Annotated in this window: 23 protein-coding genes and 1 other RNA gene; 23 read left to right on the top strand and 1 reads right to left on the bottom strand. The window is 51.6% G+C overall.

Going from position 1 to position 25494, the window contains the following annotated elements:
• The first annotated feature begins 6 nt into the window (after positions 1-6).
• The 17 genes from AC0YNW_RS15135 (at position 7) to rnpB (ending at position 16583) form a co-directional block, all read left to right on the top strand.
• A complete protein-coding gene (locus tag AC0YNW_RS15135) occupies positions 7-2253 on the top strand; it encodes an HD family phosphohydrolase (protein ID WP_387474096.1) in 2247 nt (748 codons plus the stop codon).
• A gap of 1 nt (position 2254) precedes the next feature.
• Positions 2255-2752 carry an rRNA maturation RNase YbeY gene (gene ybeY, locus AC0YNW_RS15130; protein ID WP_119799377.1) on the top strand — a complete coding sequence of 166 codons (498 nt, stop codon included), beginning with the start codon at positions 2255-2257 and terminating at the stop codon, positions 2750-2752.
• A complete protein-coding gene (locus AC0YNW_RS15125; RefSeq protein WP_387474092.1) occupies positions 2752-3117 on the top strand; it encodes a diacylglycerol kinase family protein in 366 nt (121 codons plus the stop codon). Before ybeY ends, AC0YNW_RS15125 begins: the two co-directional genes overlap by 1 nt.
• Positions 3118-3136: 19 nt before the next feature.
• Positions 3137-3580, top strand: coding sequence for a cytidine deaminase (cdd, locus tag AC0YNW_RS15120; protein WP_475832641.1), 444 nt, complete (start codon positions 3137-3139; stop codon positions 3578-3580).
• A complete protein-coding gene (gene era / locus AC0YNW_RS15115; RefSeq protein WP_475832640.1) occupies positions 3577-4500 on the top strand; it encodes a GTPase Era in 924 nt (307 codons plus the stop codon). Before cdd ends, era begins: the two co-directional genes overlap by 4 nt.
• A gap of 90 nt (positions 4501-4590) precedes the next feature.
• Positions 4591-4740, top strand: coding sequence for a YqzL family protein (locus AC0YNW_RS15110; protein WP_387474086.1), 150 nt, complete (start codon positions 4591-4593; stop codon positions 4738-4740).
• 56 nt (positions 4741-4796) lie between these two features.
• Complete coding sequence (gene recO, locus AC0YNW_RS15105) at positions 4797-5540, top strand: DNA repair protein RecO (RefSeq protein ID WP_475832639.1); 744 nt, start codon at positions 4797-4799, stop codon at positions 5538-5540.
• A 332-nt stretch (positions 5541-5872) separates the two neighbouring features.
• The gene (gene glyQ / locus AC0YNW_RS15100) at positions 5873-6751 is read left to right on the top strand and encodes a glycine--tRNA ligase subunit alpha (RefSeq protein ID WP_387474082.1); all 879 of its coding nucleotides are present in this window, start codon (positions 5873-5875) and stop codon (positions 6749-6751) included.
• A gap of 1 nt (position 6752) precedes the next feature.
• Entirely contained in the window at positions 6753-8834 is a 2082-nt protein-coding gene (gene glyS / locus AC0YNW_RS15095) for a glycine--tRNA ligase subunit beta (protein ID WP_475832638.1), read from the top strand.
• Positions 8835-8874: 40 nt separating this feature from the next.
• Entirely contained in the window at positions 8875-9696 is an 822-nt protein-coding gene (locus tag AC0YNW_RS15090) for a pyruvate, water dikinase regulatory protein (protein WP_387474078.1), read from the top strand.
• A 91-nt stretch (positions 9697-9787) separates the two neighbouring features.
• Positions 9788-10255: a YaiI/YqxD family protein gene (locus AC0YNW_RS15085; RefSeq protein ID WP_387474076.1), complete on the top strand. Its 468-nt coding sequence runs from the start codon at positions 9788-9790 to the stop codon at positions 10253-10255.
• 65 nt (positions 10256-10320) lie between these two features.
• On the top strand, positions 10321-12150 hold the full coding sequence (gene dnaG, locus AC0YNW_RS15080; RefSeq protein ID WP_387474074.1) for a DNA primase: 1830 nt from the start codon (positions 10321-10323) through the stop codon (positions 12148-12150).
• A 35-nt stretch (positions 12151-12185) separates the two neighbouring features.
• Positions 12186-13319, top strand: coding sequence for an RNA polymerase sigma factor RpoD (gene rpoD / locus AC0YNW_RS15075; RefSeq protein ID WP_387474072.1), 1134 nt, complete (start codon positions 12186-12188; stop codon positions 13317-13319).
• Positions 13320-13404: 85 nt separating this feature from the next.
• Entirely contained in the window at positions 13405-14241 is an 837-nt protein-coding gene (locus AC0YNW_RS15070; protein WP_475832637.1) for a hypothetical protein, read from the top strand.
• A complete protein-coding gene (locus tag AC0YNW_RS15065) occupies positions 14241-15014 on the top strand; it encodes a tRNA (adenine(22)-N(1))-methyltransferase (protein ID WP_475832636.1) in 774 nt (257 codons plus the stop codon). The genes AC0YNW_RS15070 and AC0YNW_RS15065 overlap by 1 nt, the downstream gene beginning before the upstream one ends.
• A complete protein-coding gene (locus AC0YNW_RS15060; RefSeq protein WP_475832635.1) occupies positions 14990-16111 on the top strand; it encodes a Nif3-like dinuclear metal center hexameric protein in 1122 nt (373 codons plus the stop codon). Before AC0YNW_RS15065 ends, AC0YNW_RS15060 begins: the two co-directional genes overlap by 25 nt.
• Before the next feature lie 67 nt (positions 16112-16178).
• An RNA gene (gene rnpB, locus AC0YNW_RS15055) (RNase P RNA component class A) lies at positions 16179-16583 on the top strand.
• 79 nt (positions 16584-16662) lie between these two features.
• On the opposite strand, the gene AC0YNW_RS15050 is transcribed toward rnpB, so the two are convergent.
• Positions 16663-18513: a S8 family peptidase gene (locus AC0YNW_RS15050; RefSeq protein ID WP_475832634.1), complete on the bottom strand. Its 1851-nt coding sequence runs from the start codon at positions 18511-18513 to the stop codon at positions 16663-16665.
• Positions 18514-18697: 184 nt separating this feature from the next.
• Here AC0YNW_RS15050 and AC0YNW_RS15045 point away from each other — a divergent pair, with 184 nt between their 5' ends.
• From AC0YNW_RS15045 to helD, 6 genes are all read left to right on the top strand, one after another.
• On the top strand, positions 18698-19198 hold the full coding sequence (locus tag AC0YNW_RS15045) for a YpuI family protein (protein ID WP_387474062.1): 501 nt from the start codon (positions 18698-18700) through the stop codon (positions 19196-19198).
• Between the two features lie 54 nt (positions 19199-19252).
• On the top strand, positions 19253-19465 hold the full coding sequence (locus tag AC0YNW_RS15040) for a DUF1540 domain-containing protein (protein WP_387474060.1): 213 nt from the start codon (positions 19253-19255) through the stop codon (positions 19463-19465).
• Between the two features lie 5 nt (positions 19466-19470).
• The gene (locus AC0YNW_RS15035; protein ID WP_387474058.1) at positions 19471-19896 is read left to right on the top strand and encodes a hypothetical protein; all 426 of its coding nucleotides are present in this window, start codon (positions 19471-19473) and stop codon (positions 19894-19896) included.
• A gap of 135 nt (positions 19897-20031) precedes the next feature.
• Complete coding sequence (locus AC0YNW_RS15030) at positions 20032-20823, top strand: ABC transporter ATP-binding protein (RefSeq protein WP_475832633.1); 792 nt, start codon at positions 20032-20034, stop codon at positions 20821-20823.
• Positions 20811-23189: an alpha/beta hydrolase family protein gene (locus AC0YNW_RS15025; RefSeq protein ID WP_475832632.1), complete on the top strand. Its 2379-nt coding sequence runs from the start codon at positions 20811-20813 to the stop codon at positions 23187-23189. The genes AC0YNW_RS15030 and AC0YNW_RS15025 overlap by 13 nt, the downstream gene beginning before the upstream one ends.
• Positions 23170-25491: an RNA polymerase recycling motor HelD gene (gene helD, locus AC0YNW_RS15020; protein ID WP_475832631.1), complete on the top strand. Its 2322-nt coding sequence runs from the start codon at positions 23170-23172 to the stop codon at positions 25489-25491. The genes AC0YNW_RS15025 and helD overlap by 20 nt, the downstream gene beginning before the upstream one ends.
• Positions 25492-25494 lie beyond the last annotated feature (3 nt).

Raw genomic sequence — 25494 nt, 5'->3', positions numbered from 1 at the left:
AGCCGCATGAACCAGAACGGGACAAGCAAGCAGGCCACCGTAAAATCAGCCAGGCTGCAAGGCTGGAGACAAAGTCCTGCTGTAAGATGGACGCTCATGGCCATGTTCGTGCTGCTATTCTATATCAGTCTTGCGCCGCATGTCATACCGGAGACGTATGATATAGCGGAAGGTTCAGTCAGCGAGAAGGACATCAAGGCTCCTTTCCAGATCAGGGACGATAAAGCTACCCGTCAGGCTGAGGAAGAGGCGGCCAACCGGATCGAGGATGTGTATCCTATCGTCGTCCTGAAAAACGAAGCGCTGGTCGAGCAGATTTTGTACCGCATCGAGCAGCTCAATATGGACGATCAGGTCACGAATCAGAATAAGATCGAAATATATCGCGGAGAAATACCAGGCCGCTATAACGAGCATATCGATACGTTCGTCAAGCTGAATAAGGGCAAAGGTACATATTCCGATACGCTTCTGGAGGAAATGTCTACCGTAGCGAAGGAACAGAAGTATGTCATTCCGGAAGAAACGTTCTACAAGATGCCGCAGCTGACGAGCGAGCAGCTGATCGAGATGCGTATCGTAGCCATGAATATCGTCAAGAAGCTGATGACCGAGCAATTAAGGGAAGCGGAAACGGCACGGACACAGGTGGCGGAGCTGGTCAATGCGAGCTCGCTCTCTAACCGGACCGCAAGGGAAATTGTGCAAGAGCTGGCGCGGTTTGCGATTATGCCGAACAAATTTCTCGATAAGGAAGCGACGGAAGAGGCGCGGGTATTAGCGAAGCAGAATACGCCGCCAGTCGTGATCAAGGAAGGCGATATATTCGTCAAACGGGGTCAGACGATTACACCGGAGCTGTACAAGCTGTTATCGGATTCGAATTTGCTGCAGGATAAGAAGCATTATTGGCCTCAAATGGGCTTGCTTATGCTTTCCCTGATGTTCATTATTGTTATTTACGTCTATCTTTATCAATCGGGCAGCATCAATGGGTTGAAGCCGCGTTACGGTAACGCTCAGCTGCTTATGTTATGGTTGATTTATCTGATCAATACGATTACGATTCAGATTATCGGTTTTACGCAGACGGATAATGCCTCATATGTAGGATATTTGGCGCCAGCCGCGCTGGGTGCGATGCTGATCACGTTACTGCTGGACATGCATTTAGCGATTATTGGTTCGTTCATCTTTGCGATAATGGGCAGCGTGATCCTGAATACGCATTCCAGCCAGCTGTTCGATTTCAGATTCGGATTTTTTATTATGGTCGTATCTCTGGCAGCTGTATTCGCTATCCATCGGGCAAGCCAACGATCGGCTATTCTGAAAGCCGGGATTATGGTCAGCTTATTTGGATCATGCGCTGTAGCAGCTATCCTGCTGATGTCTGAACAACTGGACCGGATACCGTTTATCTACTCGCTGTCCTTTGCGTTCGCAAGCGGGTTGCTGACAGCCGTCCTTGTCATCGGCCTTATGCCGTTCTTCGAGGTTGCGTTCGGCATCCTGTCCGCGCTGAAGCTGGTGGAGCTGTCGAACCCTAACCATCCGCTGCTGCGCAAGCTGCTGACGGAGACGCCTGGCACGTATCATCACAGCGTCATGGTAGGCAATTTGGCGGAAGCGGCGGCCGAGTCGATCGGGGCGGACGGTCTGCTGTGCCGAGTCGGCTCCTATTATCATGACATCGGCAAGACGAAGAGACCGAACTACTTCATCGAGAATCAGACCAATATCGAGAATCCGCATGATACGATCGACCCTAAGCTAAGCAAATCAATTATCGTTGCTCATGCCAAAGACGGATCGGAAATGCTGAAGGCGCATAATATACCGAAGCCGATTCGGGATATTGCCGAGCAGCATCATGGGACAACGTCATTGAAGTACTTCTACCACAAGGCGCTTAAGCAAGCGGAGGAGCAGGGCATCGAGCCTAACTTTACGGAAAATGACTTCCGTTATCCGGGTCCCAAGGCGCAATCCAAGGAAGCCGCTATTGTCGGCATCGCGGATTGCATTGAGGCGGCGGTCCGCAGTCTGCGCAATCCAACAGTGGAGCATGTAGAAGCGATGATTAACAAAATTATTAAAAGCCGATTGGATGACAATCAATATAATGAATGCGATTTGACTATGAAAGAATTGGACAAGGTCGCACATTCGTTGAAGGAAAGCATTATCGGGATCTTCCACTCCCGGATCGAATATCCGGATGACGTGAAGGCGAAGGAGCGGACAAGTTAGCATGAGCTTGCAATTGGATTACAGCAACGAGCAAGATAAGATCGATATACCGGAAGAATGGATCGGCCTCCTGACTGAGCTGCTGCAGCTCGCAGGAGAAGCCGAAGGGATGTCGGAAGGCGAAGTGACGTTAACGTTTATCGATGATGAGGGCATTCATGCTCTCAATCGCGATTATAGAGGAATTGACCGACCGACGGATGTATTGTCCTTTGCGATGCAGGATGAAGGTACGGACGAGCTGGATATCATCTTTGAAGTGGAAAGCGAGGATGAACCGGACCCTATATCGGGCATGTTAGGCGATATTATTATTTCTGTGGAGCGTGCGGTTGCCCAAAGCGAGGATTACGGTCATTCACTTAAGAGAGAGATCGGATTTTTGTTCGTCCATGGATTCCTGCACCTTATTGGCTATGATCATCAGGATGAGGAGTCCGAAGCGGTTATGACTGCCAAGCAGGAGGCCGTTCTTCAGAAGGCGGGCTTGACCAGATAATGGTCAAATTCTTGAGAAGCGTAGGAATCGCGATTTCCGGAATCAGCTTCGCCATCCGTACGCAGCGTCATATGCAAATTCATTGTATAGCTGCCGTCCTAGTCATTGGACTTGGATGGCTGCTGTCATTATCGGCTGTTGAGTGGGTGCTTATCCTGTTCGCAATAGCTTTGGTCATTAGCCTGGAGCTGGTTAATACAGCCATCGAGCAAGCAGTGGATCTGGCAAGCCCGGAGCGTCATCCCGTTGCCAAGGCAGCCAAAGATACAGCGGCAGGCGCAGTGCTTGCGGGGACAATCGGCGCAATTGCTATTGGTGTCATCATTATGGGGCCGCCCTTGTGGCGGCTGTTATTCGCTTCGTAAGGAAGGAGATTTGTAACATATGGAATATACAGGGCTATCTCAATCCTATACAACGCTCATGCGCGCCGCCGAGGAAGTAATGCGGCGCGCTTATGTGCCTTATTCGAGATTTCAAGTTGGCGCAGCATTGCTGGATGCAGACGGTCATGTGCACGAGGGCTGCAACGTCGAGAATGCCGCATATGGTCCCACGAACTGCGCTGAGCGTACCGCGCTGTTTCGGGCTATTGCCGATGGGAAGCAAGCAGGTACGTTCAAGGCTATTGCTGTTATCGGGGATACAGATGGACCGATCTCGCCATGCGGCATTTGCCGCCAAGTATTGGTGGAGCTCTGCCCGCCTGATATGCCGGTTATTATGGGGAATACAAAAGGCGACTGGTCGATCGCGACTGTATCGGAGTTATTGCCAGGGGCTTTCACGCCCGCATTGCTTCATAAGGAGGAACAACTAGATCAATGAATCAATCTACCAGTAACACTAAAGGCGGAAACAAATTTCGCTCCGGCTTCGTAGCCATAATCGGAAGACCCAACGTAGGCAAGTCGACACTTATGAACCATTTGATCGGGCAGAAGATAGCGATCATGTCGGATAAGCCGCAAACCACACGGAACAAAATTCATGGCGTCTATACGACAGAGGATACGCAAATCGTATTTCTGGATACGCCAGGTATTCATAAGCCGCAGTCCAAGCTGGGCAATTATATGATGAAGACTGCGGAGAGCGCCCTGAAGGAAGTAGAGGCGGCGCTATTCCTGGTTGATGTATCCGAAGGAATCGGCGGCGGCGACCGTTTCATTATCGAGCAGCTCAAAAAAGTAAATACCCCGGTATTTCTGGTCATGAACAAAATCGATAAGATAGAGCCCGAAAAGCTGCTGCCTATGATTGCGCAGTATAACGAGCTGTACAAATTTGCGGAAGTTGTGCCAATCTCGGCATTGAACGGCAATAACGTAAACACGCTGTTGGAGCAGATCAGCCGTTACTTGCCAGAAGGCCCGCAATACTATCCAGCCGATCAAATTACGGACCACCCGGAGCAATTCGTCTGCGCTGAGCTTATCCGGGAGAAGATTCTTCATATGTCTCGTGAAGAGATTCCGCATTCCATTGCGGTCACGATTGAAGATATGAAAGTCCAGGAGAATGGCGTTGTCTACATCGGAGCAGTCATCTTCGTGGAGCGCGATTCTCAGAAGGGGATCATTATCGGGAAGCGCGGCGACTTCCTGAAAGAAGTGGGCAAGCAAGCGCGGAGGGATATTGAAGCGCTGCTTGGTTCCCGCACCTTCCTGGAGCTATGGGTGAAAGTGAAGAAGGACTGGCGGAATCAGGATCGAGTGCTCAAGGACCTTGGCTTCCGTCACGACTGACGTTTTTTGCTAAGGATACGGGACCCCGAACTGTCACATCCTATAATGTCTGGAGCAGCAGCATTTCCGAGGCGAAAGGGATGAATACGTATGCGAGATTTTTCGTGGAAGTATTTTACGTTGACCGGGGATGTCGAATCCTTCATGCTTTATAAGGAAATGGATCAGCACGGATTATCCGCCCATCCAAGCGCTGCAGAGGGCTTGGATGAAGAGCTGGCGGGAGAAGAATTGGAGTAAGGACTAGGGCAGCCTAGGCGGCCTGTTAGGGCTCGTTTCATGGGGGAGACGAAGGGATGCTTTATCGGGTAGAAGGAATCGTCATTCGCAGCATGGATTATGGGGAAAGCAATAAGATTGTCACTTTGCTGACGAAAACAAACGGGAAAGCGGGCGTTCTTGTCCGCGGCGCCAAAAAAGTGAAGAGCCGGCATTCTTCGCTGGCACAGCCCTTCACATACGGCGAATACCAATATTTTCGAAGCCAGGGCCTCGGAACGCTTAATCATGGTGAGATCATTGAATCTCACCATGATTTGCGTATGCAATTGGATCTCTCCGCCTACGCATCTTATGCGGCAGAGATGACAGATCGTATTATTCAGGATGATGAGCCCACGGGTTTTCATTTTGAGCAATTGAAGGCATTCCTGTCCGCTATGGATGCCGGGAAAGATCCGCAGATTGTGACTCATCTGTATGAGATGAGAATATTGACACTGGCCGGTTATGCGCCAGAGATGGAAGAATGCATATCATGCGGAAATCGGGTAGGTCCTTTTCGCTTGTCAGCGCAAGGCGGGGGCATTCTGTGCGGAAGATGCGTCAATCGCGATCCATCAGCTCCAATGTTGAGCGAAGGAGCGTACAAGCTGCTCAGATTGTTCAATAAGCTGGACATGCGCAGACTGGGCTCCATCGCGGTAAAGCCGGAGACGAAGCTGGAGTTAAAGCATGTTATGCGCCAGCTGATGGATATTCAGCTTGGCTTGCAGCTAAAATCTCGTAATTTCCTTGATCAGCTTGATAAATTAGTTTGACTTTTGCAACCGAGATGAATACAATAGTAAATTATGAATAGCGGACAATGATGGAGAAAGTAATCTTGAATAGTCGACATGCTCAGCGAGCCGGGGAGAGTGGAAGCCCGGTTGGACATTCATGATGAAAGGCGCTCCGGAGTCCGATCGAACTAAGGCGGGTTGTCTTGTAATAGCAAGATAGCCAAGTAGGGTGGAACCGCGGGAATGACAACTCTCGTCCCTACGTCTGTGAGCAGACGTAGAGGCCGGGAGTTTTTTGCATGCCGCTGCCAATACATAAGTTGCTCAGAGTCCTGATTGGACAAAAAACGAAAAAGGAGTCGAGCCGAATGAATTTTCAAGGTATGATTTTGACGCTGCAGCAGTTTTGGGCGGAACAGAATTGCATTTTGGTCCAGCCATACGACGTAGAGAAAGGCGCGGGTACGATGAATCCGATGACCTTCTTGCGATCGATCGGCCCTGAGCCATGGAATGTGGCTTATGTGGAGCCTTCACGTCGTCCTGCAGACGGACGTTACGGCGAAAATCCAAACCGTCTGTATCAGCATCATCAATTCCAGGTTATTCTCAAGCCTTCACCAGACAATATTCAGGAGCTGTATCTGGAGAGCCTTAAGCGTCTGGGCATTGACGCTAAGGATCACGATATCCGTTTTGTCGAAGACAACTGGGAATCCCCGACGCTTGGCGCTTGGGGCCTTGGCTGGGAAGTATGGCTGGATGGCATGGAGATTACGCAATTTACGTACTTCCAGCAAGTAGGCGGCATTGACGCCAATCCGGTTGCGGTCGAAATTACGTACGGCATGGAGCGTCTTGCTTCCTATATCCAAGAGAAAGAAAATGTATTCGATCTGGAATGGGTGGATGGCGTAACCTACGGCGACGTATTCCGGCAGCCGGAGTACGAGCATTCGAAGTATACGTTCGAGACGTCGGATACAGCTATGCTATTCACTTTGTTCAACATGTACGAAGAGGAAGCCAAAAAAACGATGGAGCATCACCTGGTGTTCCCAGCATATGACTATGTGCTGAAATGCTCGCATACGTTCAATTTGCTGGATGCGCGCGGCGCAATCAGCGTTACGGAAAGAACGGGTTATATTACGAGAGTTCGCAACTTGGCCAGAGCGTGTGCGGCTACGTATCTGGAAGAACGCGAGCGTCTTGGCTTCCCGTTGCTGAAGAAAGGAGCGGAATAGGATGGCAAAGGATCTGTTACTGGAAATCGGATTGGAAGAGGTGCCGGCGCGTTTTGTGCGGGCGGCTATGAACCAACTAAAGGATAAGACGGAGAAGTGGCTTGCAGATTCCCGTATCCCGCATGGTGAGGTCGAGGCCTTTGCAACACCTAGAAGGCTTGCCGTGCTGGTGAAGGACGTTGCGGAGAAGCAGGCGGACAGCAATGAAGAAGCAAAAGGCCCTTCCCGTAAAATCGCACAAGACGAAGCGGGCAACTGGAGCAAAGCTGCGCTTGGCTTCGCCAGAAGCCAGGGCGTAGAGCCCGACCAGTTCTACTTTCAGGAGCTGGCTGGCGTTGAGTATGTCTATGCGAGAAAAAGCAGCATCGGAGCCGAGACGGCTGGTTTGCTGCCTGAAGGCTTAAGCCATCTGATTACGTCCATGTCCTTTCCGAAAAACATGCGTTGGGGCAGCTACGAGCTTCGTTTCGTTCGCCCGATTCGCTGGATGGTCGCTTTGTTCGGAGGGGATGTTATTCCGTTTGAAATTACAGGCGTGCCAACCGGCAACATCTCGCGCGGCCACCGCTTCCTGGGTGTTGACGCTGTAGTCCGGGAACCCGGACAATACCGTGAAGCGCTGCGCGAGCAGCATGTCATCGTCGATGTGAAAGAGCGTGAGGCGCTTATTCTGAAGCAGCTGGATGAGCTTAAAGCAGAGAAGGGCTGGACAATCGCCGTTAAGGGGGATTTGCTGGAAGAGGTACTGTTCCTCGTCGAGTATCCGAATGCGCTATACGGCTCGTTTGATCCTTCGTTCCTTCATATTCCGCAGGAAGTTCTGATTACCTCCATGCGTGAGCATCAGCGTTACTTCCCGGTGCTGGATGAGCAGGGCAAGCTGCTTCCTTACTTCGTCACGGTGCGCAACGGCGATCTTCGTTCTATCGAGCTGGTTGCCAAAGGCAACGAGAAGGTTCTTCGCGCTAGACTGTCCGATGCGAAATTCTTCTATGAGGAAGACCATAAGCTGACGATCGAGCGTGCGAACAGCAAGCTGGAGTCCATCGTCTATCATGAAGAGCTGGGTACAGTTGCAGATAAGGTGCGCCGGATTACAGCCGTCTCTGAGACGATCGCAAGCAAGCTTGCGATCGGGCAAGAAGCAGCTTCGCAAGTATCCCGTGCCGCATCGGTGTGCAAATTTGACTTAGTGTCGCAAATGGTCTACGAGTTCCCTGAGCTGCAAGGCATCATGGGCGAGGACTACGCGCGCAAGCTAGGCGAGAGCGAGCAAGTAGCCAAGGCAATTAACGAGCACTATCAGCCAAGATTCTCCGGAGATGCGGTTCCGTCCGAAGTTACGGGCGCCATCGTCAGTCTGGCGGACAAAATCGACACGATCGTCGGATGTTTCTCCATCGGTATTATACCGACGGGTTCGCAGGACCCTTACGCATTGCGCAGACAGGCGGCAGGCATCGTTCATATTTTGCTTGCTTTCGATTTCAAGCTTCAGCTTACGGAGCTGTACGATATTGCGCTGAATGTGCATAAAGAAAGAGGATTGAAACGTTCCGAGGCCGACGTACGTAAAGAATTGAACGACTTCTTTGCGCTGCGGGTGAAAAACTGGCTGTCCGAGCAAAGTTATCGTTACGATGTTGTTGATGCGGTCATGGCGGCAGGCTTCGATGATCTGGTTCAGACGTCGAATCGCGCTTCGGCAGTAGCGGCATCTACGGCGGAAGAGTCGAGAGCGGAATTTAAGCTGGTAGTAGAGCAGTTCAACCGGGTTAGCAATCTTGCATCTAAAGCAACAACGGATAAGGTTGAGCCATCATTATTCGCGGAGAGCGCGGAGGGCAGCCTGTACGAGGCATGGCTTGCACAGCGTGATGCCTGCCAGGCAGCCATCGCGGAACGGAATATGGAAGAAGCGCTTCAATCCTTGTCTTCACTGAAGCCTGCGATTCAAGCTTACTTCGATAGTGTAATGGTTATGGCACAAGACGAGAAGGTTCGCGACAACAGACTCGCGACGCTGAAGAGCATCGCAGACGATATCGCGCAAGTCGCAGATTTCTCGAAGCTGGTTTGGTAATACAAGCTCATCTTAATGCCAAAGGAAAGGATGAGGGAAGATGACGGAAGCAAGCCATAGGCCGGAAGTGATTGTCTATGTTGTATCCGATGCGGCAGGCGACACCGGCGAGCTGGTCGTTCGCGCCGCAATCGCGCAATTCCATCCGATCCATGCGGAGATTCGAAGAACCCCTTTCATCACGGACGAATCGGCCTTGCAGCGAATTACGGAGCAAGCGAAGCTCGCGCAGGCAATCGTCCTGTACACGCTGGTCATGCCGCATCTCCGTGAAGGCATGAAGCGGCTTGCGGAAGACAGCGGCATTGCTGCCATTGATTTGCTCGGTCCCTTCATTGAGACACTGGAGCAGAAGACGGGACGCAAGTCCAGACAAGAGCCGGGACTTAATCATGTGTTGGACGCCGATTACTTCCGCAAGGTCGAAGCTGTCGAATTCGCAGTCAAATATGATGATGCAAGAGATACCTCCGGCGTGCTGAAGGCTGATATCGTATTGGTTGGTGTTTCCCGGACGTCTAAGACGCCATTGTCCATGTATTTGGCCCATCAGAAGTATAAGGTGGCGAATGTGCCGCTTGTACCGGAGCTGAAGCCTCCAGATGAGTTGTTCAAGATTCCGAAGCAAAAGATTATTGGACTTACGATCAATACTTCCTACTTGAACGTCATTCGGAAGGAGCGTCTGAAAGCGCTGGGTTTGCCTAATACAGCTGCATACGCTACGACAGACCGGATCGAGAAAGAGCTGCGGTACGCCGAGGACATCATGAGCAAGCTGGATTGTTTCGTCATTGATGTCTCGCATCGGGCAGTTGAAGAGACGGCTAGTCTCATCATGGAATATGTCCGAAGCCATTGATGGCTGCGCGAGCAGGATTTTTTCCCGAAGCCGCCGTATATAATAGATATAGTGGCAGATGCAGTATGCAGATCGAGCGGTGATGATCCTAATGAGCAAAAAACCGACTATTGTGGTAGATGCCGACGCTTGTCCGGTGAAAACGGAAATCGTCGCTGCGGCAAGAGAATATGGCGTTCCCGTATGGATGGTCGCTTCATACGACCATCGTATGGAGCCGGGTGAAGGCGTGAGGGTTGTACAGGTCGATCGGAGCAGTCAATCCGTCGATCTGTATATCGTTAACCACGTCTCGGCCGGGGATATTGTGGTGACGCAGGACTTTGGACTTGCCTGCATGGTGCTGGGCAAGGGCGCCGTTGTCCTGTCGTCTCGAGGGGAGCAGTATACGGACGCCAATATTGACTATTTGATGGAGCGCAGACATGAAAGCGCAAAGTGGCGGCGCGGCGGGGGCCGTACAAAGGGGCCTCGCGCGATGACGCAAGACGATCGAGATGCGTTTCAACAAAAGATGACAAAACTTTTGAAAATCGAGCAGGAGAACCATGACGTTTAGCGAATATTATTTAGGACCTACTAAAGTCTATAGCGTTCTCTTGCTGGATGAAGGTGTGATGAACGATGACATACGGTAAAATACCGGAAGAAGTTATAGACGCGGTTCGCAAGCGTCATGACATCGTAGAAACGGTCGGGAAATACGTTCATCTTACGAAGCAGGGCAAATACATGAAGGGGTTATGTCCGTTTCATTCGGAGAAAACCCCTTCATTCACCGTTACGCCGGAGTTGCAGATTTTCCATTGCTACGGCTGCGGCAAGAGCGGCAATGTCATACGGTTCGTCGAGGAGATCGAGGGTTACTCGTTCCCCGAGGCGGTCCGGATACTTGCGGAGGAAGCGGACATTCCCGTTACCTGGATTTCTGAGAGCGGCAAAGCGCAAGCCCAGGATCCGAATCGGCAAAAAATCGTAGAAGCACATGAGCTGGCCATCAAATTTTATCATTACCTGCTGAACAATACGAAGCAGGGAGACCGGGCCAAGCAATATTTGCGGGAGCGAAGCATGTCGGATCGGCTCATTGATCATTTTATGATCGGCTTTGCGCCTGACGAGTGGGATGTGCTTACCCGGTTTTTGACGGGCAGAGGCTTCGACCCGGCGCTTATGGAGAAGGGCGGTTTGTTATCGGCGAAAAATGACGGCAGCGGTTATGTTGACCGATTCCGCGGACGAATTATGTTTCCGGTATGGGATGGCAACGGCAAAGCAACGGCTTTTGCTGCACGTATCATTAACGACGGTTCGCCGAAGTATCTCAATTCACCCGAAACGATGCTGTTCACGAAAAGCAGAACGCTTTACAACCTGCATTATGCGAAACCGGCTATTCGGAAGAGCAAGCAAGTTGTTGTGTTCGAGGGCTACATGGACGTCATCAAGTCATGGAACGCCGGTGTCAAGAACGGCGTTGCGACGATGGGTACGGCATTAACGGAAGAGCATTGCTCCATATTGAGGCGACATGCCGAGGAGGTTTTGCTTTGCTACGATGGCGACGACGCTGGACAAGCGGCCGCATACAAGTCTATTCCGATGCTTGAGGCGGCTGGGCTGAAGGTAGAGATCGCAATATTGCCGAAAGGCAAGGATCCAGATGAGTATATAGGTGAATACGGACCGGAAGCGTATATGCGGGAAATCGTGGACGAGCCCGTCTCCGTTACAAAATTTAAGCTTATATATTCAAGGAAAAACCATATACTGCTAAAAGAAGAGGGTCGTAAAAACTATCTGATGGAAGCGGTAGAAATCGTGGCCGGACTTGACTCCTCTACGGAACGCGAAGTGTATTTGAAGGAATTGTCCCGGGAGTTCGATATTTCGCTGGACGCGCTGAAGCAGGATTGCCACAGCATCCGGATGGAACAGCAAAAAAAGAAACCCCTCGGGGATAATAACGACAATTCGTGGAATAATGGTAGGAATGAAAAGCGCCGTACGTCTAGGGCGCCTAAGCTTCTGCCGGCATACACGTACGCGGAGCGGAGATTGCTGCATGTCATGATGCGGGATCGCGATGTGGCTGGAGCCGTACATGAACGGATTGGCGATTCCTTTAATGTAGAGGATCACGCAGCGCTTGCTGCTTATTTATACGCTTATTATGCAGGCGGATACGAGCCGGATGCCGCCCGGTTTATCGAGTCATTGCATGATGATCGTCTAGAGGAGACGGCTTCCTCCATCTTAATGATGGATAGTGACTTTCCTTTCGACGAAAACGTAATGGATGCTTATATCGATACGGTGCTGAAGGTTCCGAGGCTTCGTGAGATTGAAGGCAAGAAGGAAGAAATGGTGCGCGCCGAGCGCGCTGGCGACACCATGAGGGCAGCGCGATTAGGTCTTGAGATTATAACCCTAGAGAGACAGCTTAAAGGTTGACTTCATGATTGGTTCTAGGGAGGAGGGAGTCGGAAATGGCGAACGATCAACATACTGAATTAGATACCGAACAAAGGCTGGATCATGTCAAGGATCAGCTGATTGAAATTGGCAAGAAGAGATCCTCCTTAACGTATAAAGAAATTATGGAGAAGTTGTCTCCCTTTGATCAAGACCCAGAACAGATTGACGAGTTTTTCGAGCAGCTGGACGACTTGGGCATTGAAGTATTGAATGAGAATGAAGAGGAAAATCCGCTTCGGGTGAACAATGAGGAAGGGGAGCGCGAAGGAGGAGACGACTTCAACTTCGATGACGATCTGGCTCTTCCGCCGGGCATCAAAATCAACGATCCGGTACGGATGTACCTGAAGGAAATTGGCCGTGTCCCGCTCTTGTCCGCCGACGATGAGATCGAGCTGGCTATTCGGATCGAGAATGGCGACGAAGAAGCGAAACGCAGACTGGCTGAGGCGAACCTGCGTCTGGTTGTCAGCATCGCCAAGCGTTATGTAGGCAGAGGTATGCTGTTCCTTGACCTCATCCAGGAAGGGAACATGGGCCTGATCAAGGCTGTCGAGAAATTCGACCACCAAAAAGGTTTCAAATTCAGTACGTACGCGACATGGTGGATCAGACAGGCGATTACTCGCGCAATTGCGGACCAAGCACGTACGATTCGTATCCCTGTTCATATGGTGGAAACCATTAATAAGCTAATTCGCGTTTCCCGTCAGCTGCTTCAAGAGCTGGGGCGCGAACCGACACCGGAAGAGATTGCGGTTGAGATGGAGCTTAGCACGGAAAAAGTACGGGAAATTATGAAAATTGCGCAAGAGCCGGTATCCCTTGAGACACCAATTGGTGAAGAGGACGATTCGCATCTGGGCGATTTTATCGAGGATCAGGAAGCGCTCGCTCCAGCCGACGCGGCTGCGTACGAGCTTCTGAAGGAGCAACTGGAGGATGTGCTGGATACGCTGACGGAGCGTGAAGAGAATGTGCTTCGCCTTCGCTTCGGGCTTGACGATGGACGTACCAGAACGCTGGAGGAAGTCGGCAAGGTATTCGGTGTAACGCGCGAGCGGATTAGGCAGATCGAAGCCAAGGCGCTTCGCAAGCTTCGCCATCCAAGCCGGAGCAAACGATTAAAAGATTTCCTAGAATAAAGTAGTTCTTATGACCTTTCTGCTCAAAGCAGCGAGGTCTTTTTTCCAATGAGCGACGTATTCAGACGGAGAGGAAGCCGACGAAATGAATCAAGAACGCAGGCAAATCATTGTAAGGGAAATTGATCATTGGCGAAGAAGCAAGCTTCTTCCAGATCAATACTGCGATTTTCTGCTGAACCTGTATGCGGACCCCGAAGAAGAACCGAGGGCAAAGCCTTCCACACATGCAGTAGGGAAAGCCATCGCAGCCGTTCAGAAGGCGACCGGCAAGCAATGGTTGCTTACATTTGGTGCTTTTACCTTAATTTCCTTCGTTGTGCTTTATTTTAGCCGTTTTCATCCCGCAATGCAAATTGGCGTAGTAATTGGCGTTGTAGCTGCTTTTCTATGGATAGGGAACCGATTCCGGGCGCGTCACGAAGCTGTTGGCTTGACGCTGATGAGCATCGGCATGCTAACGATGCTGGGAGGCGGCTTGCATATTCTTGATCTGCATGGCCTCACGCAGTGGGGCTGGAAGATGGGGATGGCATCGCTTAGTGCGCTGTTTTGGATCATATACGGCATCAAAGCCCGGATACACGGTCTGCATTTGTGCGGCTGGCTGACTGCTCTGCTTGTCTATGGTTGGCTGCTTTCCCGTTTCACGCAAGATCCGGTATGGTACGAGGTTCAGCTCTATTGGCTGCCGCTTGCGATTCTGTTTGGCTGGAGCTGCTGGTTCTTCCACCGATGGACAAAGCCGGTATCCGCCATATTGTTCGTGACTTGCGCGCTGGCATGGTTTATGCCTGAGCTGTATACGCTCGTTGTTGTACATAATTCAGCTTGGCTGCAAGTGCAGCTTCTTATTAAAATCGCAATCGGCGGAGGGCTCCTCTTCGCCTTGCGCAAGCAATGGATGGTGTGGGTAGCATAATGATTAAATTATCAAATCGTCTGCAGCGAATTGCAGACTATATTACGTCAGGCAATCGGGTAGCGGATATTGGTTCCGATCATGCTCTTCTTCCGATTTATTTGCTTCAAAGCGGGAAAGTCCCGACAGCGATTGCTGGTGAGCTTAACGAAGGACCGTATCAGGCTGCTAGAAAAGGCGCAGCCGATGCGGGCTTGCAGCAGCGCCTTGAGGTTCGCAAGGGAGATGGCCTGTCGGTGCTAAGCGGCGGTGAAGCCGACAGTGTCACGATCGCAGGCATGGGCGGCAGCTTGATGAGCATGATATTGGAAGCAGGCGATCAGGCGGGCAAGCTGCAAGGCGTCACGGAGCTGGTGCTGCAGCCGAACGTCGGAGAAGACGAGGTGCGGCTGTGGCTTCTCGGGAAAGGCTGGATGCTGTGCGAGGAGTCGATCCTGGAGGAAGACGGGAAGATCTATGAGGTATTGCATGCCAGACGTGCGGATCATGCGGCAGCATCCAATGAGGAGCTATATGACGGTTCTTTTTTGCCGCTTGATTGGGATAGAGGAGAGCTGAAGGGACTTTTGGTGCGTATGGGTCCTCATTTGCTTCGCAAGCCAACTGCGGTCTTAATCGAGAAGTGGAGGCTTGAGATCGAGAAGCTGGAGCGGATATGCAGACAGTTAAGCGGTTCGGAGCTTCCGGAATCCGCTTTGAAGAAAACACAATTCGAGCGAGATATTAGACGGATCGAGGAGGTGCTGGGATGTTTGCCAACGGAGCTACAATAGTACAGTATATGGAGCAGCTGGCTCCCAAGCATTACGCGGTTGAGAATGACAAGATCGGCTTGCAGCTGGGTACGCTGAACAAGACGGTCAACAAAGTGCTGGTTGCGCTTGATGTGACCGATGAAGTGGTCGAGGAGGCAATTGCCGAAGGCGCTAATCTCATTATTGCGCATCATGCCATTATCTATCGCCCGCTCGCGAAGCTGGATACATCCACGCCTGCTGGCAAGCTATATGAGAAGCTGATCAAAAATGATATTGCCGTATATATTTCCCACACGAATCTGGATGTGGCAGACGGCGGTGTCAACGACTGGCTGGCTGATCAGATCGGTATTCAAGCAGATGGACGCGCTTGTCTGGAAGAAATTCATACGGATAAGCTGTATAAGCTGGTTGTCTTTGTGCCGGAGAGCCATCATGAGGCAGTGCTGGAAGCGATATGGCGTACCGGAGCAGGAGAGATCGGCAATTATGGCTGCTGCAGCTTCAATATCAAAGGAACCGGGACGTTCAAACCAGGCGAGGATACGCAGCCATTCATCGGAAGCGAAGGCAAGCTGGAGCGCGTAGATGAAGTGCGTATTGAAATTATTGTTCCGTACAGCATTCATCGCAAGACGGTTAGCGCTATGCTGAAGGCACATCCTTATGAGGAAGTAGCTTATGATCTGTATCCGGTTGATCTGAGGGGCAGATCATTTGGTCTAGGCCGTGCAGGCAAGCTGGAAGAACTGACGACGCTTGGCGAGCTTGCGCTGCGGCTTAAGGCGGCATTTGACGTTCCGATGCTGCGCATTGTCGGTCCAGCGGATCATCCCATCCGCAAGGCAGCAGTTCTTGGCGGATCGGGTGCTCGCTACGTCAGGCACGCCATTTTTGCCGGAGCAGATGTATTGGTAACAGGAGATATTGATTACCATACGGCCCATGATGCACTTGCTGCGGGCATGACGATCATCGATGCCGGCCACAATATCGAGAAAGTGATGAAGGAAAAAGTGGCGGAATGGCTAAATGCCAAGCTGAAGGATAGCAAATCGGATACGGTAGCTGCAGCCTCTAAGCTTGCAACAGAACCATTCACCTTTGTGTGACCCTGAACTGGCAATAAATCAGGGTTGAGCTTTCGCCTCAAACCTTGTATACTAAATCGTGCATCGGAAAGTTTGACAGACAATCGCTGGCAGCTTGGCTGCGAGAGGAAAGTCCGGGCTCCACAGGGCAGGATGCTGGATAACGTCCAGTCAGCGCGAGCTGAAGGATAGTGCCACAGAAATGGACCGCCGATGGCTGCCGCAAGGCATGCACAGGCAAGGATGGAACCGTGGTGTAAGAGACCACGAGGAGCGCAGGTGACTGCGTTCCTGGTAAACCCCATCTGGAGCAAGACCGAGAGGACGCGGCAGCTTTCGAGGCTGCAGCCTTAGCCCGAGGCGCGTCCGGGTTGGTTGCTGGAGCCATGCAGCAATGTATGGCCTAGATAGATGATTGTCGCTTCACAGTGGGAGGGTCGTTCCCGTTCATACCACTAGAAGTACAGAACCCGGCTTACGGCAAGCTTTCCGCACGGAATTCTAACATTCATAACCATGTATAAGAGGCCGTCTGTCGGATGACAGACGGCCTCTTTGCGTTTACTGTTTTTCTATTTGAGGATAGAGTCAAGGCGGCGTTTCACTTGCTTGGGATACGTCTGCAATGTACCGCCATAGCTGGTCGCAGCATTCAGTGCCTTCACAATATCGATCTCGCCATATCCGAAGTAGATGTCCTTGCCGCTTGTGCCCAGATCGCGGGCCGATGTTCGCATAATTTCCATCACTTCTTGATTGGACAGCGACGGATTAGCGGATCGGATCAAGCCCGCCAGCGCAGCAACATGCGGACTGGCCATGGATGTGCCGGACAATGCGGCGTATTGGCTGCCGGGATACGTGCTTGCGATGCTGTCGCCTGGCGCCGCAACGTCAATATAATCGCCGTAATTGGAGAAGGAAGCTTTCTCTTTATTATTATTGGTCGCAGCTACGGCGAATACTTCCGGATAAGCTGCCGGATATCCAGGCCGCTCGGTATTATCGTTGCCGCTCGCCGCAATCAGAACGACATCACGTTCATAGGCGTATTTGATCGCATCATGCAGGAAATCGGCTTGGGCATAGTTGCCTAGGCTCATGTTGATGACTTTGGCGCCATTGTCAACCGCCCAGATAATGCCTTGCGCGACTGAATAAGTGGAGCCAGCGCCGCTGCTGTCCAGCACCTTGACCGGCATAATTTTGTTGTACCAGGAAATTCCAGCTACCCCTTCGCCATTATTGACGGATGCCCCGATAATGCCGGCGACATGTGTGCCGTGACCGACGTCGTCGTCCGGTGCCTTGTTTTTATCGACGATGTTCGTGCCGCTGAGGAGCTTGCCTTGTAGATCGGGGTGACTGCTTTGGACCCCTGTATCAAGGACGGCGATAATGACGCCTTCATCGCCCTTGGAGACGTTCCAGCCCTTCTCCGTTTCAATGGAAGGCAAATTCCATTGGTATTTGGAGTAGAGCGCATCATTCGGAATGATCGGGTCGGCCGCAGCTCCGGCGTTTTCATTCGTCAAGTACAGATAATGAGGCTCCGTATAGCGCGGGTTCCATTTCTGCTTGAAATATTGCATGAGCGCTTTGGTCTCCAGCGACTTGGAACGGAATACGAAGGTATCGCCAATCTGCTGCATGGATTCAAAATTGATGTCTTTGCGAATACGATTCATATCCGCCTCGGTCAAGTCGCGGTTGAAATGAACGACGACATCGCGGATATGATAATGACTCGCATTGCCGTTATCCTCGCCTGTGCGTACGGTGGTATCGACTGTCGAGTTGGGCTTCACGGATTCGATCCGGTAGTTGCCTTCCGCTGGATAAGGAATGAGCCGCAAATTCCGTTTCTGATGCATTTCCACCTGCTTGATAATATCCTGTTTGACGATGCCGACTACGCCGGTTCCAGGATGCTGCTCATCAGGCACACCTAACACGATATAACGGCTTCCGTCTTTGCCTTCGAACGGAGGCGATTCATAGGTTGCGCCTTTCGCTACGTGAGAGCTTGCTTCTTGCGCATAAGAATGGGATTCGTTGCTCTTGCTTGGCGGCAGTTGTCCCTTGTGATGTGATTTGCCATCGGAGATCCAATCCAGGTATCCGATGTGGGAGTGCTCCTTCAGCAGGTTGTCCATCGCCTGGAGAGCTTTCGCTTCGGATTCGCCGCCCGCGTTCATAATATTGCGGAAGTCCTTAGCGGTCTCCGTTGCAACAAGCAGAGCCGTTGCGTTCATGTCGTTCTGCAACGCGGCCAGCTTGTGCTTCTGCTCATGATGAACGGAGAGCGGGGCGGGCTGGGATGGCTCCTCCTGTTCTTTCGGAGGGGCATAGAATGGCGCTGCGGGTATAAGCAGCGCCGCTAACGCTATAAGTGTAAAGGCGGCTATCCAAGATTTTCGCATGCTGCATCCTCCATATTCCAATGTGTTCAAAGTGGTTCAATTCATGTCCTTCTTAGATTCCGAATGAAGGGATCAAATTATGCGGCCATTTCGTGAAACGCCAGTACCGTTTCCTTGGAATTTGTGGTACTATGTGTGTTGATATAGTTTTTTTGCTTGGAATTAGGAAAGGGGATCTACCACCATGCCATCGACAAATGTTAAAGCGCTAGCTGAATCCACACGCGAAAAATTAAAAGGAGCGGTTGCGCAGCTGGAACCGTTTCTCAATGACTACTCCTTACCCCAGCTGACAGGCGAAGACGGCGGAGAAGATGCCACGATCTTCTATAAAGGATTGCTTGCTGACCTTCGTCATTTGCTCGTATATTCTGAAGTTTCGGTAGAAAAACTGGGTGTTCTGCTCAGAAGACCTAATTTCGATATGGAATTTGGCGAGCGTGCGCTGTACGAAGCGTACCACCAATGTGTCAATGCGTTCTTCTATCCTAAAAATGAATGTTATTCGGAAGACGGCCGTTACGCCTACACCGGCCAGGACGCCATCCGCTTCAGATTCAAGCCGATACGAGAAGCGCGCAATATCGTGCTGGGGGTATCGAAGGTGTTCGAAGAGCTCCGCGACGATCTGGCGTATTATGAAAGCGACTATATGACCCAGCGCCGTATGCAAGGCTCAAAATAAGGCAGAATGAATCACTTCCGCACGAGGAACAATGTGTAGCGGAGGTGATTTTTTATGCCGAAGGGCGTATCTTGCAGCGTTGCCAATTGCAGCTTCTGGGAAGAAGGCAATAATTGCGGCGCAAGAGAAATTATGATCGATATCGACCAGCATGCCAAAGGCTCGTTCCAAGTGGAATTTGCCGGTGATGAATTAGGTCTGTTCCATCAAGACCAAGCGACGGAATCCGCTGCTACGTGCTGCCACACCTTTAAGCCAAAGGAGTGATTGGGATGGATCGGAATAGAGACAATGAAGTGGAATACCGCAGGTCTTCCGAGAAGGAAACGGAAGCTAACTTCGCGCCAACCAACAGCGGACAGCCCAATCAAATGGCCAATGTCAATGAAGAGATGGGCGCCGATTTCGCTTACGGTATGCCGGTGACGCATACCGAGCGTATCGCAAGCCGTCACGAGCGTGACGGTGAGGATGCCGTAACGGAATCCAATGGTTATGCGCTTGGCTGGGTATCGCTTGTATTCGCTATTGCGTCCTGGTTTATCTGGCCGGTGCTGATGGGCGTGACATCTGCCGTGCTTGGTTTTATCGCGTATCGTCAAGGGGCAAAAGCGCTTGGCGCTTGGTCCATGACGCTAGGTCTGATCGCAGTCGTGCTTAATTTGGTCATCGTTCCCTTTTATTATGCTTTAACGTAGCCATCATAAAGATGATGCAAGGCTCCTCCGGTATCGGGGGGGCCTATCTTTTACGCCAGCTGGTATTCGGTGTATGATATTGATAGAATAGATATCCATGATTGCGATAGAAAGAGAAGCGGGAGGGGAAAAACGATGATAATCGATATATCCCATGTGACATGGGAACGCGGTGACGACATGATCCTGAATGATGTGAGCTGGCAAGTGGGCGAGCGTGAGCATTGTTGCCTGCTGGGACTGAATGGCTCGGGGAAAACGACACTTTTAAATATGATAAACGGGTACATATGGCCAACCAGCGGCAAAATCAGCGTCATGGGTCATACCTTCGGCGAATACGATCTGCGCGAGCTGCGCAAAAGCATCGGTTGGGTAAGCACATCGCTGCAGCAGAGGCTGTATGGCAGCCAAACAGCCCTGGAGATCGTACTAAGCGGCAAGTTCTCCACCATCGGCGTATACGATAAGCTGGAGGAGGAGGATATAGAGCGCGCTCGCTCGCTGATGGATTCCTTAGGCTGCTCATCCTTTACAGCACGCACTTATGATACCTTGTCTCAAGGCGAACGCCAGCGTGTGCTGATTGCCAGGGCGCTGATGAATTCTCCGAAGCTGCTTATTCTGGACGAGCCATGCACGGGTCTGGATATATTTGCGAGGGAAAGCCTGTTGTCCATGATTGACGCCATTGCGAAGCAAGATGATGCGCCTACGCTTATCTATGTTACCCATCATGTGGAAGAGATATTGCCGTGCTTTACGAAGACGCTGCTGCTGAAAAAAGGTCAGGTCTACGCATCGGACACAACAGTAAACCTGATGACTTCGGAGGGAATGGGTACGTTTTTTGACGTGCCGGTTCACATTGAGAATCAATTTGGGCGATATTGGCTTTCAGTGAAGGGGAACGCATGGACCATATAACAGAGCCGCGTTCGCGCACGCGCAAAGCGGCGAGCTGGTTCAAGAGCCGCCATGCCCAGCGGCTGAAGCGTGAAGGCTTTGTTACCCGATTTGCCGGCGGTATATGTATGCTGTTCAGCTCCGTATCCATGTCTCTTGCTGTTCTTGGCATGCCGACTGGTTTAGGGGTGTGGATCGATCTGTTGCTATTCCTGGCGGCCAATGCAATGCTCATGGCGCTGCTCGGTTATGTAGTGTCGTCGCTTCTGAGCTACCTGTATGTGCCGCTTCCTCGAAAGCTGACGGCATATGTGCTGTACACAGGTGCTCAGAGCGCAGTCGTTCTTTTTTTCACTGAACTGGGCACGATGATTTCTATTTTGTTTGGCGCGGCATATGCAATAGCTGCGTTGATCGTCGGACTGTTGTTCGGTTTTGTGCTGAGCCTGAAGGTTCCGCGTACCGCCAAGGCTGCGTTGACTATCGCATTTGCCATGCTGATTGCATCCGTGCCGTTCTATTCGGGCTGGCCCGCTCCGGCCAAGCAGCCGGAACGCGTCGAGGCGGCTTCACAGGACCGCATGGAGCCATCTGTCGAGCCTGCGCTAATCGATGCGGAGAATCCCGCCGAGGCTGGCAAATACAGCGTCCAATCCTTCAGCTATGGAAGCGGGCAAGACAAGCATCGCGATGTGTTCGGGAAGAATGTCGATGTCGTGACGGGGTCAATCGATGCTTCCGATTATATAACAAGCTGGTCGAAGCTCAAGACTTGGTTTTGGGGATTCGATGAGCATAATCTTCCTCTGAACGGCCGGGTATGGATGCCTGTGGGAGAGGGGCCTTTTCCGCTTGTCCTTATTGTGCATGGCAATCATCTGATGGAGTACTTCTCCGACGGCGGGTACGCCTACCTGGGCGAGCTGCTGGCCAGCCGGGGGATGATCGCCGTATCGGTAGACGCCAATTATATGAACTATTCGGTATGGTCAAGCCTGCCCAATGACGATATGAAAATTCGCGGCTGGCTGCTGCTGAAGCATCTCCAGCAAATTCAGACCTTGGCCGCAGACAAGGAAACGCCGTTTGCCGGCAAGGTCGACTGGGACAAGATTGGTCTGATTGGCCATTCACGCGGCGGCCAAGCTGTCGCAATTGCGGCTGATTCAGAGCGCTGGTTCGCAGAGGATGAGTCCTTGGACAGCATCCGCGGTATTCGTATTCAGTCTGTCGTCGCGATTGCGCCGACGGACAAGCGTGTAGACGATAAATCGGCTCAGCTGCGCGATACGAACTATTTTACGATCCAAGGAGCCATGGATGCCGATGTGAACAACTTCTATGGCGAGCGGCAATATAGCCGCGTTACATTCAGCGGAGAATCGGATCGGTTCAAGGCTCAGCTGTATCTCTCTCATGCCAATCACAGCCAGTTCAACACCGATTGGGGAACGATGGACGAGCGATTGCCGGGAGGGTTGCTGCTCAACCAGGAAAACCTGATGAATCCGGAGGACCAGCGGGAGATTGCCAAAGTATTTATTTCCGCCTTTCTGGAGGCAACGTTGCATGACCGTGTGGAGTATAAAGCTTTATTCCAGGATTATCGGTCCGGCCTTCAGTGGCTTCCGCAAACCGATTATGTGAGCCGCTATGAAGGGGCTGATTTTGTTCGGTTCGTCCACTACGATGCGTTTAACCGGTTTATCGGCCAGACCGCATACGAAGGGATGGTAGCCGGAGAGAAGGAGAAGCCTAAAGACCGGGATGGCAATACGAAGGGGACGTCGGGCATGTCGCTGCAATGGGAAGAGCCGGGGGCCATCTATGAGCTGGAGCTGTCATTAGCCGCAGTCCATGAGCTGGAGAAGGTGGAGGAAGGCAGCCTCGTGTTCTCCCTGTCCAATCTGGAATGGGATCTGGTATCGGAGGAGAAAGAAAAAGAGGGATTGCCCGAGGATGCCGGTGATGCAGCGCAGGATCGCGATGAATCTCCCGCAATAGATGGAGAAGCAGAGCTTCCGCCGCTGCCAAGCATCGAGATTGTGCTGACGACCGACTCCGGTGAAGAGCTGTCGGTTGAGCTTGAACAATTCATGAGCGTGCCGGAGCCCGCATACACTTCTTTTTTGAAGATGGGATTTCTGGAGGACAGAGTTAAAAACAACAAGTATCGAAATCCGGTAGAAGCCGTCTATCAGACCTTTATTATCCCTATCGAGCTTTTTGGTTCGTCGGATGAAGAAACGGATGAAGACAGCGAGCCCCTTACGCCGCAAGAAATTAGCGGAATCCAGTTCCGCTTTCAAAGCGAGCGCGGCAAGGTAATGCTGGATGATATCGGATTTTTGCCTAGAGGAGGTTCCTATGTCGAATATCGAAAATGACCACAATGAAGAACAAGCTCGCGTAGACAACCTGACAGGATTGATTCGAGATAGAATAGAGACGTTAAAGGAAAAAACCGGCGGCATCCGGGGTGAGATTGTCGACATCCGGCGCGATTTCTGGGATGATGTCACGGTGAATTTTGAGGACTCAGCCGAGACAGCAGAAACGTATGCCAGCATGAAGCAGCAGGCTGAACTGCTGTCGGAGCGGGAGAGAAGCCATCGTCATATGACGGAACAGCTGGCTACGCTGGAGCGGCTTAAGACATCCCCTTACTTCGGCCGCATTGATCTTATCGATGAAGCTGATCCGGGAGTAAAGCCGGATGTGATTTATCTGGGCGTAGGATCGTTGCTGGATGATTCTGGCGAGGAATATTTGATCTACGACTGGCGGGCGCCAGTATCCAGCGTCTATTACGATTATGGGCCAGGGCCGGTCTGTTATGAGACGCCAGCCGGCACCATACGCGGCGAGATGACGCTGAAGCGGCAATATATGATACGGGGCGGCGTCATTCGAAGCATGTTCGATACTGGCGTCACGATTGGCGATGAGCTGCTGCAGGAGGTGCTGGGCAGTGGCTCCGATGCAGCCATGAAGACGATTGTGGCCACGATTCAACAGGAGCAGAACGCGATCATCCGCAACGAGCGCGCAAGACTGCTTATTGTGCAGGGTGCGGCGGGCAGCGGGAAAACATCCGCAGCGCTGCAGCGTGTTGCGTATTTGCTGTACCGATATAGGGGTGTGCTTAGCGCAGACCAAATTGTGCTGTTCTCGCCCAATCCGATGTTCAATAGCTATGTATCGACGGTATTGCCAGAGCTTGGCGAGAAAAATATGAATCAGACAACTTACCAGCAATATCTGGAGCATCGGATCGGCAGAGATTTCACCCTGGAAGATCCGTTCACCCAAATGGAATATACGCTTACGGCGATGACCGATAAGGATTACCGCGCACGCTTGGACGGAATTGGGCTGAAGTCGAAAGCGGACTATATGGAGCTGATGGACCGGTATGTAGCGCAGCTTGGCGAATCTGGCCTTGTATTTAAGTCTATCGTCTTCCGGGGGCATACGCTCATTAGAGGCAAAGCGATGGCAGAGAAGTTTTACGAGATGGATCGCACGATCTCGATCCCGAACCGGCTTCGATCTTTAAGCATCTGGCTGCTTAAGGAATTAACGAGTCTTGCCAAGCTGGAGCAGAAGAAGAAATGGGTAGATGAAGCGATTGAGCTGCTTGACAATGAAAGCTATGCCCTGGCTTATCAAGAGCTAAGGGGAAAAAATAAATTTACCGAGCATTCTTATGATGATTTTGACTCCGAGCGCAATTACTTGGCGGCCAAAATGGTCCAGGAGAAGTTCAAAAAGCTGCGTCGCCGTGTGAAGCAAGGCGCGTTCCTCGACGTTCCAGCCATCTATAAGGCGCTCTACCGCCCTAATGCAGCGGCAGTGAAGGGAAATAGCCTCTCCGGTGAATGGAGCCGTATAAGCGCGATTACGCTGGAGCGGCTGGAGGCTGGGTTCATGCCTTACGAGGATGCAACCCCCTATTCTTATTTGAAAGAAAAATTGGAAGGCTTCCGTACGCATACGACAGTGAGACATCTGTTCATCGATGAGGCCCAGGACTACTCGGAGTTCCAGTACCGGTATTTAAAACGTTTGTTCCCAAACAGCAAATTCACGTTGCTTGGAGACTTTAATCAATCGATCTTCGCCCATTCGGGTACGGGTGAAATATTCCATACGATAAGCGCTTTGTTCGAGCAAGGGGAGACCGAGCGTATTACCTTGTATCGCAGCTACCGGTCAACTAGGCAAATCGTGGAGTTTGCCAGCCGCATCATCGAAGGCGGCGAACGCATTGAGCCTTTCAACCGGAACGGAGCGGAGCCGACATTCACGCAAGCCGCTTCTCAGGAAGCATTACCGGCTGTAATCGCCGAGCGGCTGCGGCTGCTGGAGAAAGCGGGGTATGAGTCCGTTGCTATCATTTGCAAGACGGCTGAGGAGGCTAAGCGAATCAGCGAGCAAATGGCGCCGGTCTACCCAGGGCTTCGACTGATCGAAAAAGAAACGGTAACCTTCGAGAAAGGAAATGTCATTATTCCTTCTTATTTGGCAAAAGGCGTAGAGTTCGACGGCGTCATTATTAGCGACGCATCGCAACAAGTCTATTCGCGGGAAAGTGAGAGGAAGTTGTTCTATACAGCATGCACTCGCGCTATGCATGAGCTGCATCTCTGCTACACAGGACAGCTTACTCCGTTTCTGAAGGCGTAGTTC

It is taken from the genome of Paenibacillus sp. J31R120 (assembly GCF_056269225.1).
This window is presented reverse-complemented; position numbering and strand designations above follow the sequence as displayed.

What these genes read in the sequence shown, in the direction of transcription:
- rpoD (WP_387474072.1), top strand. Translation starts at nt 12,186, where the DNA reads ATGGCGAACGATCAACATACTGAATTAGATACCGAACAAAGGCTGGAT.
- AC0YNW_RS15035 (WP_387474058.1), top strand. Translation starts at nt 19,471, where the DNA reads ATGGATCGGAATAGAGACAATGAAGTGGAATACCGCAGGTCTTCCGAG.
- AC0YNW_RS15085 (WP_387474076.1), top strand. Translation starts at nt 9,788, where the DNA reads ATGAGCAAAAAACCGACTATTGTGGTAGATGCCGACGCTTGTCCGGTG.
- AC0YNW_RS15030 (WP_475832633.1), top strand. Translation starts at nt 20,032, where the DNA reads ATGATAATCGATATATCCCATGTGACATGGGAACGCGGTGACGACATG.
- recO (WP_475832639.1), top strand. Translation starts at nt 4,797, where the DNA reads ATGCTTTATCGGGTAGAAGGAATCGTCATTCGCAGCATGGATTATGGG.
- AC0YNW_RS15050 (WP_475832634.1), bottom strand. Translation starts at nt 18,513, where the DNA reads ATGCGAAAATCTTGGATAGCCGCCTTTACACTTATAGCGTTAGCGGCG.
- AC0YNW_RS15025 (WP_475832632.1), top strand. Translation starts at nt 20,811, where the DNA reads ATGGACCATATAACAGAGCCGCGTTCGCGCACGCGCAAAGCGGCGAGC.
- era (WP_475832640.1), top strand. Translation starts at nt 3,577, where the DNA reads ATGAATCAATCTACCAGTAACACTAAAGGCGGAAACAAATTTCGCTCC.
- cdd (WP_475832641.1), top strand. Translation starts at nt 3,137, where the DNA reads ATGGAATATACAGGGCTATCTCAATCCTATACAACGCTCATGCGCGCC.
- AC0YNW_RS15045 (WP_387474062.1), top strand. Translation starts at nt 18,698, where the DNA reads ATGCCATCGACAAATGTTAAAGCGCTAGCTGAATCCACACGCGAAAAA.
- AC0YNW_RS15070 (WP_475832637.1), top strand. Translation starts at nt 13,405, where the DNA reads ATGAATCAAGAACGCAGGCAAATCATTGTAAGGGAAATTGATCATTGG.
- glyS (WP_475832638.1), top strand. Translation starts at nt 6,753, where the DNA reads ATGGCAAAGGATCTGTTACTGGAAATCGGATTGGAAGAGGTGCCGGCG.
- helD (WP_475832631.1), top strand. Translation starts at nt 23,170, where the DNA reads ATGTCGAATATCGAAAATGACCACAATGAAGAACAAGCTCGCGTAGAC.
- AC0YNW_RS15110 (WP_387474086.1), top strand. Translation starts at nt 4,591, where the DNA reads ATGCGAGATTTTTCGTGGAAGTATTTTACGTTGACCGGGGATGTCGAA.
- ybeY (WP_119799377.1), top strand. Translation starts at nt 2,255, where the DNA reads ATGAGCTTGCAATTGGATTACAGCAACGAGCAAGATAAGATCGATATA.
- glyQ (WP_387474082.1), top strand. Translation starts at nt 5,873, where the DNA reads ATGAATTTTCAAGGTATGATTTTGACGCTGCAGCAGTTTTGGGCGGAA.
- AC0YNW_RS15065 (WP_475832636.1), top strand. Translation starts at nt 14,241, where the DNA reads ATGATTAAATTATCAAATCGTCTGCAGCGAATTGCAGACTATATTACG.
- AC0YNW_RS15060 (WP_475832635.1), top strand. Translation starts at nt 14,990, where the DNA reads ATGTTTGCCAACGGAGCTACAATAGTACAGTATATGGAGCAGCTGGCT.
- AC0YNW_RS15135 (WP_387474096.1), top strand. Translation starts at nt 7, where the DNA reads ATGAACCAGAACGGGACAAGCAAGCAGGCCACCGTAAAATCAGCCAGG.
- AC0YNW_RS15125 (WP_387474092.1), top strand. Translation starts at nt 2,752, where the DNA reads ATGGTCAAATTCTTGAGAAGCGTAGGAATCGCGATTTCCGGAATCAGC.
- AC0YNW_RS15090 (WP_387474078.1), top strand. Translation starts at nt 8,875, where the DNA reads ATGACGGAAGCAAGCCATAGGCCGGAAGTGATTGTCTATGTTGTATCC.
- AC0YNW_RS15040 (WP_387474060.1), top strand. Translation starts at nt 19,253, where the DNA reads ATGCCGAAGGGCGTATCTTGCAGCGTTGCCAATTGCAGCTTCTGGGAA.
- dnaG (WP_387474074.1), top strand. Translation starts at nt 10,321, where the DNA reads ATGACATACGGTAAAATACCGGAAGAAGTTATAGACGCGGTTCGCAAG.